This window comes from Mariniphaga sp., from assembly GCF_041687215.1.
GTDB lineage: Bacteria > Bacteroidota > Bacteroidia > Bacteroidales > Prolixibacteraceae > Mariniphaga.
Genome location: NZ_JAWLCI010000059.1, coordinates 1 through 16,343 on the forward strand (window position 1 = coordinate 1; position 16,343 = coordinate 16,343).

Annotated in this window: 14 protein-coding genes; 6 read left to right on the forward strand and 8 right to left on the reverse strand. The window is 42.7% G+C overall.

Features of this window, described 5'->3' with window-relative positions; all coding sequences use genetic code 11:
• Window positions 1-59: 59 nt before the first annotated feature.
• Entirely contained in the window at window positions 60-1,187 is a 1,128-nt protein-coding gene (locus ACESMA_RS16995) for an ATP-binding protein (RefSeq protein WP_372950055.1), read from the reverse strand.
• Window positions 1,188-1,457: 270 nt separating this feature from the next.
• Complete coding sequence (aspS, locus tag ACESMA_RS17000; RefSeq protein ID WP_372950056.1) at window positions 1,458-3,209, reverse strand: aspartate--tRNA ligase; 1,752 nt, start codon at window positions 3,207-3,209, stop codon at window positions 1,458-1,460.
• 71 nt (window positions 3,210-3,280) lie between these two features.
• Here aspS and ACESMA_RS17005 point away from each other — a divergent pair, with 71 nt between their 5' ends.
• Complete coding sequence (locus ACESMA_RS17005) at window positions 3,281-3,724, forward strand: nucleoside deaminase (protein ID WP_372950057.1); 444 nt, start codon at window positions 3,281-3,283, stop codon at window positions 3,722-3,724.
• A gap of 72 nt (window positions 3,725-3,796) precedes the next feature.
• Here ACESMA_RS17005 and ACESMA_RS17010 read toward each other — a convergent pair whose 3' ends face one another.
• Complete coding sequence (locus tag ACESMA_RS17010) at window positions 3,797-6,370, reverse strand: family 20 glycosylhydrolase (protein WP_372950058.1); 2,574 nt, start codon at window positions 6,368-6,370, stop codon at window positions 3,797-3,799.
• A gap of 90 nt (window positions 6,371-6,460) precedes the next feature.
• Here ACESMA_RS17010 and ACESMA_RS17015 point away from each other — a divergent pair, with 90 nt between their 5' ends.
• Window positions 6,461-7,555 (forward strand): acyltransferase family protein, encoded by a 1,095-nt coding sequence (locus ACESMA_RS17015; protein ID WP_372950059.1) that lies wholly within the window; start codon window positions 6,461-6,463, stop codon window positions 7,553-7,555.
• A gap of 11 nt (window positions 7,556-7,566) precedes the next feature.
• Complete coding sequence (locus tag ACESMA_RS17020; protein WP_372950060.1) at window positions 7,567-8,757, forward strand: transglutaminase-like domain-containing protein; 1,191 nt, start codon at window positions 7,567-7,569, stop codon at window positions 8,755-8,757.
• Here ACESMA_RS17020 and aroA read toward each other — a convergent pair.
• Window positions 8,754-9,995 carry a 3-phosphoshikimate 1-carboxyvinyltransferase gene (gene aroA, locus ACESMA_RS17025; RefSeq protein ID WP_372950061.1) on the reverse strand — a complete coding sequence of 414 codons (1,242 nt, stop codon included), beginning with the start codon at window positions 9,993-9,995 and terminating at the stop codon, window positions 8,754-8,756. The two genes, ACESMA_RS17020 and aroA, sit on opposite strands and share 4 nt — an antisense overlap.
• A 99-nt stretch (window positions 9,996-10,094) precedes the next feature.
• Window positions 10,095-11,159, reverse strand: coding sequence for a 3-dehydroquinate synthase (gene aroB / locus ACESMA_RS17030; RefSeq protein WP_372950062.1), 1,065 nt, complete (start codon window positions 11,157-11,159; stop codon window positions 10,095-10,097).
• 94 nt (window positions 11,160-11,253) lie between these two features.
• On the opposite strand from aroB, the gene ACESMA_RS17035 reads away from it, so the two are divergent.
• A complete protein-coding gene (locus ACESMA_RS17035) occupies window positions 11,254-11,706 on the forward strand; it encodes a hypothetical protein (protein ID WP_372950063.1) in 453 nt (150 codons plus the stop codon).
• A 16-nt stretch (window positions 11,707-11,722) separates the two neighbouring features.
• The gene (gene dprA / locus ACESMA_RS17040; RefSeq protein ID WP_372950064.1) at window positions 11,723-12,829 is read left to right on the forward strand and encodes a DNA-processing protein DprA; all 1,107 of its coding nucleotides are present in this window, start codon (window positions 11,723-11,725) and stop codon (window positions 12,827-12,829) included.
• A 221-nt stretch (window positions 12,830-13,050) separates the two neighbouring features.
• On the opposite strand, the gene ACESMA_RS17045 is transcribed toward dprA, so the two are convergent.
• Together ACESMA_RS17045 and ACESMA_RS17050 are read right to left on the reverse strand one after the other, a co-directional pair.
• The gene (locus tag ACESMA_RS17045; protein WP_372950065.1) at window positions 13,051-13,209 is read right to left on the reverse strand and encodes a hypothetical protein; all 159 of its coding nucleotides are present in this window, start codon (window positions 13,207-13,209) and stop codon (window positions 13,051-13,053) included.
• Window positions 13,193-13,780, reverse strand: a complete 588-nt coding sequence (locus ACESMA_RS17050; protein WP_372950066.1) for a zeta toxin family protein — start codon at window positions 13,778-13,780, stop codon at window positions 13,193-13,195. The genes ACESMA_RS17045 and ACESMA_RS17050 overlap by 17 nt, the downstream gene beginning before the upstream one ends.
• Window positions 13,781-13,863: 83 nt before the next feature.
• On the opposite strand from ACESMA_RS17050, the gene ACESMA_RS17055 reads away from it, so the two are divergent.
• A complete protein-coding gene (locus ACESMA_RS17055) occupies window positions 13,864-15,186 on the forward strand; it encodes a DEAD/DEAH box helicase (RefSeq protein WP_372950067.1) in 1,323 nt (440 codons plus the stop codon).
• A gap of 21 nt (window positions 15,187-15,207) precedes the next feature.
• Here ACESMA_RS17055 and ACESMA_RS17060 read toward each other — a convergent pair whose 3' ends face one another.
• Window positions 15,208-16,341, reverse strand: coding sequence for a DNA alkylation repair protein (locus tag ACESMA_RS17060; RefSeq protein ID WP_372950068.1), 1,134 nt, complete (start codon window positions 16,339-16,341; stop codon window positions 15,208-15,210).
• Between the last annotated feature and the right edge of the window lie 2 nt (window positions 16,342-16,343).

The following is a 16,343-nucleotide window of genomic DNA, read 5'->3' on the forward strand; positions in this document are numbered from 1 at the left end:
TCCGGCTACCCCGACTTTTGAAAGGGTTAAATTGTTGAAATACAGTTTAATCCTTTTTTTTATTCCAACTTTTGGGGAGGAAATGTTAACCAAAAGGTTGTTCCTTGTTCCAGGGTACTTTCAACCCAAATTTTACCGTTGTTTTTTTCCACCAAATCTTTGCAGATAATCAACCCCAGTCCGGTACCTTTTTCTCCTTCGGTACCAAGGCTGGTGTGGTTTTCATTGGGTTTAAAAAGCTGAGACATTATTTCGGGAGCAATTCCAATTCCGGTATCTTTAATTCCTAGTAGCACCTGTTCAGGCGAAGATTGTGAAATTACTGAAATGGTTCCACCACGGTGTGTAAATTTAATGGCATTCGAAACAAGATTTCTGATTACTGTGGTAATCATTTCTTCGTCTGCATAAACCACTGTTTCAGGCTGGATATTATTTTTTAGCCGAATCTCTTTTTGTAATGCATTTTGTATTAATTGCCCAAAACATTTTTCAATGGTAAAATATACAGCAATGTTATGGGGTGAAACAGTTAAAATATTCCTCTGAGCACGTGACCATGTAAGCAAATTTTCAAGGAGTTCGGTTACCGTAACCGAAGATTTATAAATTAATTTAACGTATTGTTTTTTTTCTTTTTCTGAAAAAGTATCAAAATTCTGATCAATCAATTCAGAAAATCCCAGAATATTGTTTAACGGGCCTTTCAAATCGTGGCCAATTATAGAAAAAAGTTTGTCTTTTGTGGCATTTAACTCTTTAAAACGCGCCTCACTTTCAAGCAGCGCCTGCTCTGATTTTTTGTGCTCAGTAACATCTTTTGCAGTAGAAATTAATCCATCTATTCTACCGTTGGAATTCCGGTGAGGATAAAAATTCCATTCCAAAATTTTGTTTTCACCAGTTGGAATAAGCCCTTCGAACAATAAAAAAACCGGCTTTCCTCGCATACATTTCTCCATGGCAGGTCGAATTTTATGCTCGAAATCATCAGAATTCCATAATTCGTTTATTTTTTTCCCAACAACTTCTTCGGTTTCTTTTCTGAAAAATTTATTGAAAGCCGTGTTCACAAAAACATACCGGTAATTTTTATCAATAAATGAAGCTGTTTCTGAAATGGTATTCAGAATTTCTTTTTGGTAATGGAAATACCTGTTTTTTCCTTTTTTATTTATTTGTTTCATAGTGAAACAGCAATACAACTGCTTAAATTTCAATTAGTACATTTAGGATTGACTCTTTTCCCCTGTAAGTGTTTTCGTTTTCGAATCCAAACTTACTTTTTTAATAAAGGTATTTTTGCTCTTAACGTAATAATAATTTTTGGTTTTTAAATTTTGCTAAATTTAAAAATGATTTTGTTTAAAACCAAATGTTCATGAATTTAGGGGCAAGAAACTGTCTTTTCATATATGGACGAATGTTTTTTTGAAATAAGTCTGTTTATTCAGAATTTAATCATGCTTTTTTAATTGTAGATACAATTCGTCCAATTGCTCTTGCGAAATTGGCGACGGTGAATCGTTCATTACATCGCGCCCGGAGTTATTTTTCGGAAAAGCAATTACATCGCGGATGGAATCCAGACCTGCAAACATCGAAACCAGCCGGTCGAAACCAAACGCGATTCCGGCGTGCGGTGGTGCACCGTACTTAAATGCATTCATCAGAAATCCGAACTGTGCTTTGGCTTGTTCCGGAGTAAATCCAAGAATGTCGAACATTTTGGCCTGCAACTCCGAGTCGTAAATTCTTACAGAACCTCCACCAATTTCCACACCATTGATTACCAGGTCGTAGGCATTGGCACGCACTTTTCCTGGGTCGGTATCCAGTAACGCAATATCTTCGGGTTTTGGCGATGTAAACGGATGGTGCATGGCAAAAAACCGTTTGCCCTCTTCGTCCCATTCCAGTAACGGAAAATCGACCACCCAAAGCGGTTTGTAAGTGCCCTTTTTGCGCAATCCCAGCCGGTTGCCGATTTCGAGGCGAAGTGTGCCGAGCGCATCCATGGTTTTCGCTTTGTCACCTGAAAGCACCAGAATTAAATCGCCCGGTTTGGCGCCAAGTTTTTCTGCCCAGGTTTTTAAGTCTTCGGCTGAATAGAATTTATCCACCGATGATTTAAAGCTGCCGTCATCACTGTATTTTACGTAAACCATTCCTTTGGCCCCAATTTGCGGGCGTTTCACCCATTCGGTCAGTTCATCAATCTGTTTTCGCGAATATTCGGCACAACCTTTGGCACAAATGGCGCCTATGTATTCTGCCGAATCGAAAATGCTGAAACCTTTGCTCTGAGCCAGATTTGTAATATCATGAAGTAACATTTCAAACCGGATGTCGGGTTTGTCGGAGCCGTATTTTTCCATGGCAGTGGAGTAGGGCATCCGCGGGAAGTTGTCCACTTCCACATTCAAAACTTTTTTAAACGTATATTTGGTAAGCCCTTCGAAAGTGTTCAGCACATCTTCCTGTTCCACAAACGACATTTCGCAGTCAATCTGGGTAAACTCCGGTTGGCGGTCGGCACGCAAATCTTCATCCCTGAAACACTTAACAATCTGAAAATATTTGTCGAACCCGGCCACCATCAGCAACTGTTTAAAAATTTGCGGCGATTGCGGAAGGGCGTAAAATTCGCCAGGATTCATACGCGAGGGTACCACAAAATCACGGGCACCTTCGGGTGTGGATTTGATAAGCACAGGCGTTTCGGTTTCAATAAATCCGTTTTCTGTAAGGTACGAACGGACTGCATGAGCCATCTGGGCGCGCAGTTCGAGATTTTTGCGTACGGCACTTCTGCGTAAATCGAGGTAACGATATTTCATGCGCAAATCATCGCCACCGTCGGTATCATCCTGTATGGTGAATGGCGGAACGGCCGAAGGACTCAAAACTTTTATTTCCTTAAGCTCTAATTCAACGTCTCCGGTTGCCATGTTTTTGTTTTTGCTCGAACGCTCACGAACGGTTCCGGTGGCCTGAATTACAAACTCACGCCCCAGTTGCTCCAGCACCTCGGTCAATTCTGCCGGAGTGTTTTCGTCGGCTACCAACTGGGTAATTCCGTAGCGGTCGCGCAAATCGATAAACGACATGGCTCCCAAATCCCTTATGCGCTGCACCCAGCCGGCCAGTGTTATTGTTTGTCCTATATATTCTGCTTTTAATTCTCCACACGTATGTGTTCTGTACATGATACCTTTTTTTAGATTTGGTTGCGAAAATAAGAAGATTTTAGCAATTTCACGGCCTTAAACAAGGATATATGATAGAGCCGTTTGGTGATGATTATTTTATGAAAAAAGCCTTTGCCGAAGCGGTTCAGGCTTTCGATGAAGGAGAGATTCCGGTGGGTGCGGTGGTGGTGGCTAACAATAAAATTATTGCCCGTGCGCATAATTTAACCGAAACCCTGAATGATGTAACTGCACATGCCGAAATGCAGGCCATTACCGCCGCTGCCAACCTGTTGGGCGGGAAATATCTGAACGACTGTACCCTGTATGTTACACTCGAACCCTGCGCCATGTGTGCCGGTGCGCTGGGCTGGGCCCAAGTTGGACGAATTGTTTACGGAGCATCCGACCCCAAACGCGGCTTCCGGAAATTTGCACCAGAAGCCCTGCACCCCAAAACCGAAATTGTGGGCGGTGTTCTGGAAACCGAATGTGGAGAACTGCTGCAGGAATTCTTTAGGAATAAGAGATAGCGGGTAAATCTTACAATTCTGGAAATGGATTCCAGAATTGTAAGTATTTTACACTTGTAATGATAGGAGTTTTTAATTGAGCTCCATCGTCAAACTCCCTTTTCCTGCTGTATCAAATGCTTTCAATTTTACTTTTCCGGAAACCGGAACCGGTTCTTTATAAACGGTTGACGTTTGTGTCGGTTCTGTTCCATCCGTGGTATAGCGAATGGTTAATCCCGGATAGGCTGAGTTTGCCACCAGATTTCCGTTTTCTATTTTAGCTCCCGGTGCCGGTACGCGATAATTGAAGCCGCCAAATATTCCGGCCATGCGGGGCAGTTCCTTTTGCGCCAGCTTATTGGCAAAAATGTTCCAGCCTTTTTCCATTTCTGCTTCGCGACGGGAACGGTCATCCATAGTTTCCCAGTTTTGTTCGGGTGACCACGCGCTTTCTGCAAAACCAATCAGCTTGGGAAGCAGGTAATACTCCAGCATTCTTTCGCCTTTAATGGTTTCGCTCCATATTTGTGCCTGAACACCTGCAATATTGGTTTTTGCTTCCGGTTTCAGGCGTTCCAGACCGGCATATTCATTTTCAATATCGATTTTGCGGCCCATGCTGGTGTGTGTGGTCGTTAAAAACATATTAAACGGCGCCACCTGCCAGGCATCGCGTGTATTTACAAATCCGGCCCAGTAATGTCCCGGGTCGCGCGGGTCTTTGTTGTAAGCCAAATCGAAATAAAAGTTGGAAACATTGCAAAGAATCACCGGATAACCGGCATTGGCCATTCTGTATGCCAGATCGGTGTTGGCCCCCAGGTTATTCCAAACGTAAGGATAAACCTGTTTGCCGGCAAATTCAGGATTCGGAATGTATTGGCCTTTGCTGTCTTTTAACAGGGCCACTTCTTCCCAACCGCCGATTTTCAGGTTTTTGGAATTGAGCATTTCAACAACCCTCCGGAAGAATACCGCCTGCAGGTTTTTGGGGTCGGTAATTTCGGGCAAGGTTTTCAGCAGCTCCTCACACATAGGTGATTCGCTCCAGGAGCCCTCGGGAACCTCGTCGCCGCCGGTATGGAAAAATTCCAGTTCCACGCCTGCTTCATCATACAAAGCAATGATGGCATCCACAACCGTTTCGTAAAATTTGTAGGTTGATTCGCGGGCCACATTCACCACATTGTCGGTGTACCACTGTGCCGAAATGTATTTCGAGTTTTCTTCCGGATCAATAAGCCGGAATTCGTTTGCTTTTTCTTCGTCACCCAACGCCATGTACTTTTCGTAACGGGCTTCCATCGACTTAATGGCTGCCCTTGAATGTCCCGGAAAGTTTACTGCCGGAATAATATTTACATGCCGGGCCTGTGCATATTTCAGAATTTCGATAAAATCTTCTTTGGTGTAGTAACAGCTGCCGTAAGTTCCGTCTGCATAAGGGAAAGGCCCTGAACCGTATGAGGGATGAAGTAAGTTGGCTTCTTTTGAGGTATGACCACGTTGAGCGCCCACTTCGGTTAATTCTGGCAATCCATCGATTTCAAGGCGCCAGCCTTCGTCTTCCGTGAGGTAAATCACAAAATAATTTCCCTTGTAAAACGACAAAATGTCAATCATTTTTTTGATGGTTTCTTTGGTCTGAAAACTGCGTGCCACATCAATCTGCAGACCTCGGTAAGGAAACCGGGGCGCATCTTCAATCACCACTTCATCAAGTGCCACTTCGGCATCTTCTCCTCTGAAAATTTCTACCGGAAGCATGGAAATCAGGCTTTGGATGCCGTAAAAAACACCTGCCGGGTCGCTTCCGGTTATGCTGATGGATTTATCGGGTTTGATTTCCATCCGGTACGCTTCTGCTGTTTTCCCGTTCACAGATAATTTTTCGGTTGTGAGGAAAATACTGTAGGGCGAAGCTTCGGTTGTCTGTTCCACAGTTGGTTGACCGCCAATCAGTTTTCCCAGAAATTCTGAAATAAAACGGGCTTCGTTTTCCAGTCCTTCGGTGTGTAAAATCCTTACGTAATCGTCGAAAACCACTTTATTGCCGGTGACTTTGTAACTCACCGGACTGGGAATGACCGGCAAAAGTTCATCTTTTGCCAAAACCGACAGATTCGTGTTGTTTTCAAAATTCCATTCCGCAGTGGGAATGGGCTCGTAATCGTTTTTATGACGATTGGCCTGTTCGGGCCGGGTGAATGGTAAAATGGTGTAATCGGTTACAGGAACCGTATCGGTTTCATTTCCTTTTTTGTCGTAAAAAACGAAGTAAGGCCCCAGTGGTGCATCTGTTTCCTTAATAATCCAGTCGGAATGTTCGGTAGTAATTTCAATGGTTTCACCCGGTTTCAGACTGAAATTTTCTGTAGGTTTCATCACAAACCAGTCGCCGCTGATGAACTGAATTTCCACATTTTTGTCGGCAGAAAGCGGAGTTCGGGGCATCTGGTTGAAATAGAGCGCCCAGTTGTCATCTTTAAAAGTGAACTGACTGTTGTTTTCTATTGAGAACTTGGCCATTGCTTTGGGTGTTTCGGCATATTCATTACTAACCAGTTCCCAATTCATTTTTATTTCGCCGGGAACAGGCGTTTTTTGCTTGCATCCGGTAAAAAGTAACAAAACCATGGAAAAAGCGACTACACTGTTTTTCATTTTCGACAAATTATTTAAGTTTGACATCCTAAAATTTTCAAAAAGAGAGTGAGCAAATTTCGATAAATTTTTAAAATCAAAGATAATAAAATGGCCGAATTTAAACGATTGATTTCCCTCGATGCCTTCCGTGGCTTTACAATAGCTGCAATGATTATGGTGAATTACCCTGGTAGTTGGAGCCACGTTTACAAGCCTTTATTACATGTTGACTGGCACGGCATTACACCTACCGACCTCATTTTTCCGTTTTTTATTTTTATTGTTGGTGTTTCCATCGCACTGGCATATTCCAAGCGTTTGCAGGCCGGAGTTCCCAAAAATCCGATGTATAGGAAAATCGTTTTCAGGGCATTGAAAATTTTCATTGTGGGCATTTTGTTGTGGCTGTTCCCAAAATTTGATTTGGAAAATATTCGGTTCGCTGGTGTTTTACAGCGTATTGCCATTGTGTTTTTGGTTTCGGCTTTGCTTTTTCTGAATTCGAAATGGAAAACTCAGGCCATTGTGGCAGTGGTCCTTTTAGTGGGATACTGGCTGGCGATGGTTTTAATTCCAACACCGGGTTACGGACAACCGATGCTGGAACCCGGCGCCAACCTGGCGGCCTGGATCGACAGTAAACTGCTGCCCGGTTACATGTGGCAGAAAACCTGGGACCCCGAGGGAATTTTCAGCACGCTGCCTGCCATTGCCACCGGAATTACCGGAATGCTGGCTGGGCATCTCATTCTGAGCAAAATGTCGCAGGAGAAAAAAGTGATTTACCTGTTTTCGTTCGGGTTTTTTGCGTTTGCCATCGGTTATTGGTGGGATTTTATTTTCCCCATCAACAAAAACATCTGGACCAGTTCATTTGTGATGGTCACTTCCGGACTGGCAGCCATGGTGCTGGCCATCAGTATGTTTTTTGTGGATATGCAGGGCCGCACGCGCTTTACAAAGGTTGGTATCATTTTCGGCTCAAACGCCATTGCGGTTTATGTACTGGCCGATGTGTGGGGACAGCTTTTTTACAATATCAAATTTTGGGGAAGCAGTTTGAATGTGCATTTTATTAACATGTTCGAATCGGCCGGGTGGAGTTTAAAGTTTGGCAGTTTGTTGTACGCTGTTCTGTTTATCTGTTTCAACTTCATTCCGGCCTGGATTCTGTACAAAAAGAAAATTTTCATCAAATTATAATACGTTGTTTTATGAAGAAGATATTGTGGGGATTTATTTTGGCCGGAATTATTTTTACTTCCTGTCAAAGTGAATACAAAGGTGTACCAAAAAGTTACCATTCACTTCTGGATTCGGCTTTCCTAAAAGCAGGTGAGAATGTAGGTGAACTGGAAACGGTTTTGCAAAATACAAAAAAGAATCAGAAAGAGGCGGCTGCGTTTTTACTGGCATACATGCCGAAACAGGATTTACAATCACTTTCTTCAAATTATATTTTGGATCAGATAAACGGAGCTTTTCAGGCGCGCGAAGAGTTTGTGTGGTGTGAAAATCTGCCCGACTCCATTTTCCTGAATGAAGTGTTGCCATATTACAATCTGGATGAAAAACGGGATAACTGGCGTGAAGATTTTTACAATCGTTTTTCACCCTATGTAAAAGACTGTGAAAATATTTACCAGGCCATCGACTCGGTAAACTTTAACATTATGAAAGAGTTAGGTGTGGAATATAACACGAAACGAAGCGCGGTAAATATCAGTCCGTTTCAGGCTATTGAAGAACAAATGGCTACATGCACGGGGCTTTCTTTTTTGCTGGTCAACGCATTCCGTTCGGTGGGAATTCCTGCCCGCATTGCGGGTACGCCGCTTTGGACCAACATGCGCGGAAACCACAGTTGGGTGGAAGTTTGGGTTGACGGCGAATGGTATTTCACAGAATATTATCCCGATGCGCTGAATAAAAGCTGGTTTTTGGCCGACGCCGGGAAAGCCGACCCGCAGAAGCCGGTGCACTGGATTTATGCCGCTTCATATAAACCTGCCGAAACTCATTATCCGCTGGTTTGGGACCGCGATTTCAGGGAAATTCATGCAGTGAACGTTACCGACCGGTACATCAGGCTTTATCAGGAGCAACTTGTCGGAAACGAACTGAAGGAAGATGACATTTTAGTGGACATCGTTTTGTATCAAAATGAAAATGAGCAAAGTGGGCAAGGCCGGATTTCACAGAGGGTTACCGTTTTTGATGGTGAAACTCAAATTGATTTTGGCTATACTCCTTTACCAACTGACGATTTGAACAAGTTTCTGAAATTCAGGCTGAAAAAAAACAAAACGTACCGGTTGGAATTTGCCGGAGCGGAAGGACAACAGAAATCGAAAACCATTGATACCGGGAATTCGGATGAGGTAATAAAAATTTTCCGGGACTAATTTTCAGATTCGGTAATATTAAAACCAATCGCTTTCAAATCCTTCCAGAATGCCGGATACGATTTGGTAACCACCATTGGATCGTCAATTTCCAGATTGTAACCGGCTAGCGCTATGGGTGCAAAAGCCAGTGCCATGCGGTGATCGTGATACGTTTTAATGAGTGGCATTTTTTCAACTTTCGATAAATTTATTTTTCCATCCCAGGCCAGTTCGCCTTCAGCCGGTTCGGTGAGGGTTGCACCGAATTTTTCCAGTTCGTTTTGCAAAGCGGCAATCCGATCGGTTTCTTTAATTTTTAGTGTTTTCAAGCCTGAAAAATGAAACGGGACTTTTTTTGCCACACAAAGGCAGGCAAAGGTTTGGGCCACATCCGGGTTTTCAATAAAATCGAGTTCCAGTTTTTCTGGTTGAGCAGATTTGGTTCTGGCAAGCAAAACACCCTCTTTTTTTTGTTCCGAAAAAACGCCAAACTGTTCAAACCAGGTCGCAATATTTGCGTCGCCTTGCAAACTGTCCAGTTGCAGGTTTTCCAAAAACACTTCCCCTTTTTCTGCCAGCGCCAGCAATTGGTACCAGTAAGAAGCGCCCGACCAGTCGGCTTCAACGGTGAATTCGCCCGGCAGGTAGTTTTGTTCGGGTACAGTTATTGAGTTGCACTCCCATTTATACTGAATTCCGAACCGGGCCATCAGTTTCAGCGTCAGTTCAATATATGAGCGCGAGGTGATGTCGCCTTTCAGTTTTAAAACCAGGCCATTTTCAATGGTTGGAGCAATCATCAGCAGTGCCGAAATGTATTGGCTGGAAATGCTTCCGTCCAGTTCCAGTGTTTTGCCTTTCAGGTGCGAACCAAAAATTTTCAGTGGAGGAAAACCTTCCTTTTCCAGGTATTCAATGCGGGCGTCCAGTTGGTTCAACGCATTTACCAGAATTCCGATAGGGCGTTGTTTCATACGCTCCGAGCCGGTAACTTCCCATTCTCCAACAATTTTTGAAAGAAAAGCTGTGAGAAAACGCATGGCAGTACCTGCGTGACCAATGTTGAATTTATTTTGATTGGAAAAAAGTGCCTGGTGTAAAACGCGGGTATCATCCGAATCTGAGAGGTTTTTTACGGGATACGGATTGTAGCACAAGGCGTTTATAATCAGTACCCGGTTGCTGATACTTTTTGAGGCGGGAAGATTAATTCGCCCGATAATGGTATGTTGATTTGCTTTTACCTGAAAACGCATATCTGATATATTTTTTTGCAGAGATTCGTGTTTTGGTGTTTTCGGAATTCGAAAATAAACAGTCACAATGGCACGGAATCACTAAAATCCAAAAAGCAATCATAAACTTTTGTAGTAGTTCAACGCCTCATAAATCAAATCCTTTTCGCAGTTCTGGTTGATTTTTATTTTACCTGGTTCAGCAAGAAGTGTAAAATTTATACGGCCCGATTCGTTTTTCTTGTCGTGTGTCATCAGGTCAAATAACCGCTCAAAGTCATTTTCTCCAATTCCAAACTTTCCGTAAATACTTAGAAGCCATTGTGTTAAGCTATTGCAATCTGTTTCGCTGAAACCACAATTTTTTACCGAAAGGTGCAATTCGGCAATCATTCCCCAGGCCACAGCATAACCGTGCAATACAGGGCGGTTTTGCTCCATGGCCAGGCTTTCAAAGGCATGTCCTGCTGTATGTCCAAAATTCAGTCCTTTGCGAATGTTTTTTTCTGTAGGATCATTAATCACATAGTATTCCTTAATATTCACCGAATTTTGAATGATTTGCAACAGACTTTTGTAATTTATATTTTCAAGGTCGAAGGCTTTCAGTTCATCCAGATGGTCGGTGTTTTTAATTAATCCGTGTTTAATCATTTCTGCAAATCCGGAGAGAAAATTCGGATGATCAATGGTTTTCAAAAATTCAGTGTTAATAATTACCGCAACCGGGTCTTTAAACGCACCTATTTCATTCTTCAAACCATTAAAGTTGATGCCGGTTTTTCCGCCTACCGATGCATCTACTTGCGAAAGAAGTGTGGTGGGGACATTCAGAAAATCGATGCCACGTTTAAATGTTGAAGCTGCAAAACCGGCCAAATCGGTTAACATCCCTCCGCCAATGTTAATTAACAGCGATTTTCTGTCAGCTCCGTTTTGCGATAAAAATTCCCAGATTTGCGCAACTGATTCCAGCTTTTTATTATGCTCACCTGCGGGCAAAATTAGTTTTCGAATGAATTGGTTTTCAAGAAATTCGTTTAATCCGGGCAGCCATAATCTATCTACATTTTCCTCGGTTACCAGGAATACTTTTCCTTTTTCGTAACCGGTAACCCATTCTGCTAACTCAGCATCAGGAGAATTGGAGTAAATTATTTTTGAGTAAATTTTTGAATTTCCCATAGTTACCTGTTAAATTGCGGTAAAGTTACAATAAATTTGTATTCAGGGTTTTTTTATGCCGCGAGGCCAAAAATTTTTACAAAAAATTACGATAATGACCATTTCAAATAAACAAAAAGCTGTTCATTTACGACGTCTTTTTTTTCTTGTAAGCCTTGTTATTGCTGTGGCTGCGTTGGCTTTATTTCTGCTTGATTACACCATTTACGGTATTGCCATGGTAGGGGTTTTTACCCTTTGGTTCCTTTATTTTCAGGTAATTGATTATCAGTTTGTTGAATTCAGTGATGCCAACGGGAAAGTAGTGTTACGCTATTACAAGGCAGTACGTTTTGGAAAAACAAATTTCAATTCCATTGAATTTCCGCAACCTATGTTGTACAGTGCACATTTCGATAATTCCATTTTTGGAAAATTGTCAGATTTAACGCTGGTTGTTAAAACCCGGAGGGGGGTCGCCGAATACCCTTCTGTAAGTTTAACGGCTCTCTCGTTAAACGAGCGCAGACTATTACAGGAAAGATTATTGCAAATATTAGGTGTTTAACTTTTCCCCTTGACTAATGGCACGTAATGAATTGTTTTATAAAATAGCACTTTCCATGGTGCCCGGCATTGGCGGTGTACTGGCAAGAAACCTGGTTGCATATACTGGTAGTGCCGAAAAGGTTTTTTCCGAATCGTTCAAATCATTGGTAAAGATTCCGGGCATTGGCGAGGTGAATGCCAAACGCATTAAAAATAACGGCGTTTTCGAAAAAGCCGAAAAGGAGCTTGAATTCATTCAAAAATACAAGATAGATGTGCGGTTTTATACCGACAAACATTATCCGCGCCGCTTGAAACCTTGTCCTGACGCACCCATTATTATGTATTCCAAAGGAAATATGAATCTCGACGAGCAGCGCATTGTAAGCATTGTGGGAACAAGGAATGCAACGGAATACGGTAAAACTATTTGTGAACAACTGATTCAGGGTTTTGCAGAACGGAATCATTCTATGTTGGTGGTGAGCGGACTGGCTTACGGAATTGACATTCATGCCCACAAAATGGCACTGAAAAATAATGTGGCAACCGTTGGCGTGGTGGGACACGGACTGGATAAAATTTATCCGTCGCTGCATGCCGACACTGCCCGGAAAATGCTGGAAAATGGTGGATTGGTTTCCGATTTTCCCAGTGGAACCAAAATAGACCCGCCCAATTTTGTTCGCCGGAACCGTATTATTGCCGGTCTGGCCGATGCCACCATTGTTATCGAATCGGCCGAAAAAGGTGGTGCGCTTATCACTGCCGAAATTGCCTCGTCATACAACCGCGATGTTTTTGCTTTTCCCGGCAGGGTGGATGATACTTACTCGCGGGGCTGCAACAAACTCATCCGGCTCAATGGAGCCAGTCTGATTCAGGGCATCGACGATTTGGAATATTTTATGGGCTGGGAAACCACAGAAAAAGAAAAAGTAGTGCAATCCGCACTTTTCATAGATTTAACTCCTGATGAAGAAAAAGTGATGGAATTACTGAAAAATGAAGGTGAACTGTTTATCGACCAGATTTCTTCTGAACTGAAAATGCCGGGCAGCAGAGTTTCGGCGCTGTTGCTAAATATGGAATTTAAAAACCTGCTGTTGGCTTTACCTGGGAAGATGTATAAACTGAAATAGTTCAATTATCTCAATAAACTTCATGACCCCGGAATTCCAATTGTTTATTCACCAAAATATGTCGTCTTCAATACTCTTTGCAACGAATTTCGGAAAGAAACCACAATAAAAAATGGTATTGGAATAACAAATCATTTTAAAGAACCGCTATGCCGCTCTATAAAAATGGAATGAATAAATGTTGTTGAAGGTTGGAAAGTGTATAAATTAGTTTATGTGATTTAGAGTTCGTGTGCAGGAATGCGAACAACTCTTCCCTCGTCGTCGGAAACAACCAATTCCAGGTTTCTTGCTTTTTTAGTTTGAATGAGTCTTTCCTGGTACATTTCAAGACCCTTTAAAATTTTCTTTCGAATTTCATTTTTATTTTTTCTCTTCATCAACTAAAGATTTTAAGCGGTCAAATTTAGCAATATTTTTTACAATCTTCGATTCCGTTATCGTTCCCTCAGCAATTAACTCTGATGACATTTTCTGTGAATTATCGAAAATCATCCAGTAATCGCTTACCGGAATATAAATGTCGAAAAGGTTTTTTATACCGGCATAATACCGTCGTGCAATGATATGTTTGGGTACATGATGTCCTCCTTCAAGCACACGGTTTTCAACACGTTCATAGGCCAGTTCCACCGAATTCAGCCAAAAAAACAGGAGCGTGGTTTCGTATCCCGATTTTCTGGATTTCAAAATGGTATTACGAAATGTACGTGACGACAAGGTGGTTTCAAAGGCAAAATCTTTTTGAAGCGGAATGTATTCGTTAATTTTTTTTAACATTAGCCGTCCAGCTTCAATCGACGATAATTCCGGCTTAAACGGAGAAAGTCCGCGCGCAATTTCATCTGCGTTAATAAAAATGTCGCAATGGAGCATTTCAGGCAGTACGGTGAAGGATGCCGTGGTTTTTCCTGCTCCGTTGCATCCGGCTATTATATATAAATTTGGCATATTCTTAATTCCGGGCCAAAGATAAAAATTAAACCCAACATTAGTTGGAATTACAATCAGGCAGGATTTCCTATTTTTGCATCATGAAGAAAACATTCGAAGAGCTTAAAATTGCCAAATCGATACTGAAGTCGTTAGATGACATAGGGTTTAAAGAGCCCACACCCATTCAGCAGGAGGCGATTCCGAAAATTAACTCGGGCGCCAATGTGGTGGGCGTGGCCCAAACAGGTACCGGAAAAACTGCGGCTTACCTTTTGCCGTTGCTCTCCAAACTAAAAAAACCAGAAGGAACCGATCCACGCGTGGTGGTTTTGGTTCCCACCCGCGAACTTTCCATTCAGGTAGGCGAGGATGTGGCCGAGCTGACTTCCTTGTCGGAGTTGCGGCACGCAGCGGTTTTTGGCGGTATTGGCTGGACCAAACATGCCGAATTGGTAACGCCGGGTATAGATGTTCTGGTTGCCACACCGGGACGTTTAATGGATTTGTATCAGGCCGGAGTTCTTTCGCTGAAAAAAGTGAAATACCTGGTAATTGATGAGGCCGACCGAATGCTCGATATGGGATTTCAACCCCAGTTGAGAAAACTTTTCGAAATTCTTCCGACCAAAAGGCAAAATCTGTTGTTTTCCGCCACTTTTTCAGAAGCAGTTGAAAAACTTGCGGAGGAGTTTCTCGATTTTTATGAAAAGCTGGAAGTATCTCCATCTGCAACCACAGTGCAGGAAGTTACCCAGGTTGCCTACAAAGTGCCCAACTACCGCACCAAACTCAACCTGATAAAATACCTGTTAAAAGATGAAGAAAATTTTTCCCGAATCATCATTTTTGTGAAAACCAAAGATCACGCAGATGGCGTTTTTAAGGTGATTCAGAGAAAGGTAGAGGGAGAAAAACGGATTTTACATTCCAATAAGGGACAAAACGCGCGGATAAATGCTATTCAGGCGTTTAAAAACGGCGAGGTTCGCATTCTCATTACCACCGATGTTTCGGCGCGTGGATTGGATGCCAGCCTGGTAACTCATGTAATCAATTTCGATGTTCCGCCCAATTACGAAGATTATGTGCACCGGATTGGCCGGACTGCCCGTGCCGGTAACCGCGGCGATGCTATAACGCTCATCGACCCATCGGAGGAATGGCACTGGAAAAAGATTGAGGAACTGATTCGGATGGAAATAACACCACAGGAATTGCCTCCTGAAGTGGAAGTGGTAGAAAACGATTTTGACGAAAGACAACTGCAACTGCGGGAAATTGACCGCCAGCGGAAAATTGACGATCCCACCTACCAGGGTGCATTTCATCAGCGGAAGAAAAAAGACAAATCAAAAAAGTCGTTCGAAGATAAATTTAAACGGACCAAATCGAGGCAAAAAAGGTCGAAAAGAGGGAGGTAATGTTTTTTGGGATTCCAAATTCTACGGCAGCAGGTTGAATTTCGCTTCTGCTTTCACTTCCCCGTTTACCACAACTTCAATTTTGTGTTCTCCCCGATAATGTTTACGGGTGGACATGTTGGCAAACGAATGTTTCTTTTTAATACGATGGGTACCTTTTTTCAAAACGGTTTCTGAAATCTGGAATACTTTAGGCGAAGTTTTTCCCGATGATTTTACGTAGTGCACCACATATTCCAGCCGTACTTTTTGTTTCATGGAATTTTCTACCTTCAAATCGAATGAAAAAATGATTTCATCGCCAATGGCTGGCGAATCATTGGAAAGTTTCAGATTTTCAACGTGAATTTTTCCCGGATTGGCAAAACCGAAGAGCAGCATGGCTTGTTTGTTTCCCTGTTTCAATAATGAGCGGCAGCCCTGTTTAATAATCCAGTCGGTGTTTTCCGATTTTCCCTGCCATCTTTTACACAGGTCAAGTACCAGTTCGGGATGGTTTTTCGATATGTCATTCAAACTGTTGGCCACGCTTTTTCGCACAAAAAGTTCCGGGTCGTCCTTTAGTTTTTCAAGAATTGGAATAATGGGCGAAGGGTCTTTTTTTAATGTCGGAACACCTGCACCCCAGGGCAACCGTGGCCGGCAGCCTTCGCTGGCGAATCGCCTAACCCGGTAATCTTCATCTTCCGCCCATTCATACATGTACTCCATCGTTTTTTTCAGATTTTTATTCAAAAACGGGCGGATGGCAAACTCCGATGAACCGCATTTGGTCAGTTCGCCCAGTGCCGGCAGGGAAATGTCCCAGTGCTCCTGGCCGTAAACCTCCACATAATCGGGCAGAACAATGGCCTCAAATCCTTCCACTTTCGCAACAATCGACTTCAAAATATCAACCGCCAGTGAAAAATCGTCGGGTAAAAATTGGTGGAGACATTGGGTGGTGTGCCTCATTTTTTCTTTCAATTCCCGTTCAGGCCATTTATCGTTGCAAACCAACTCAATAAATTTATCGGCTTCAAATTGGGGATAAGCTGCAACCAGAAGATCAGCAAACAATTGCACTTTTTCGCGGGGGAAAAGAATGTCTTTTAATTTTTCGGGCATGGCACTGTTGTTTAAAGTTTTTCCGCTACGCGGGATTAGTTTGCTCAACG

Coding starts and splice junctions, on each gene's coding strand:
- ACESMA_RS16995 (WP_372950055.1), bottom strand. CDS start 1,187: ATGAAACAAATAAATAAAAAAGGAAAAAACAGGTATTTCCATTACCAA.
- aspS (WP_372950056.1), bottom strand. CDS start 3,209: ATGTACAGAACACATACGTGTGGAGAATTAAAAGCAGAATATATAGGA.
- ACESMA_RS17005 (WP_372950057.1), top strand. CDS start 3,281: ATGATAGAGCCGTTTGGTGATGATTATTTTATGAAAAAAGCCTTTGCC.
- ACESMA_RS17010 (WP_372950058.1), bottom strand. CDS start 6,370: ATGAAAAACAGTGTAGTCGCTTTTTCCATGGTTTTGTTACTTTTTACC.
- ACESMA_RS17015 (WP_372950059.1), top strand. CDS start 6,461: ATGGCCGAATTTAAACGATTGATTTCCCTCGATGCCTTCCGTGGCTTT.
- ACESMA_RS17020 (WP_372950060.1), top strand. CDS start 7,567: ATGAAGAAGATATTGTGGGGATTTATTTTGGCCGGAATTATTTTTACT.
- aroA (WP_372950061.1), bottom strand. CDS start 9,995: ATGCGTTTTCAGGTAAAAGCAAATCAACATACCATTATCGGGCGAATT.
- aroB (WP_372950062.1), bottom strand. CDS start 11,159: ATGGGAAATTCAAAAATTTACTCAAAAATAATTTACTCCAATTCTCCT.
- ACESMA_RS17035 (WP_372950063.1), top strand. CDS start 11,254: ATGACCATTTCAAATAAACAAAAAGCTGTTCATTTACGACGTCTTTTT.
- dprA (WP_372950064.1), top strand. CDS start 11,723: ATGGCACGTAATGAATTGTTTTATAAAATAGCACTTTCCATGGTGCCC.
- ACESMA_RS17045 (WP_372950065.1), bottom strand. CDS start 13,209: ATGAAGAGAAAAAATAAAAATGAAATTCGAAAGAAAATTTTAAAGGGT.
- ACESMA_RS17050 (WP_372950066.1), bottom strand. CDS start 13,780: ATGCCAAATTTATATATAATAGCCGGATGCAACGGAGCAGGAAAAACC.
- ACESMA_RS17055 (WP_372950067.1), top strand. CDS start 13,864: ATGAAGAAAACATTCGAAGAGCTTAAAATTGCCAAATCGATACTGAAG.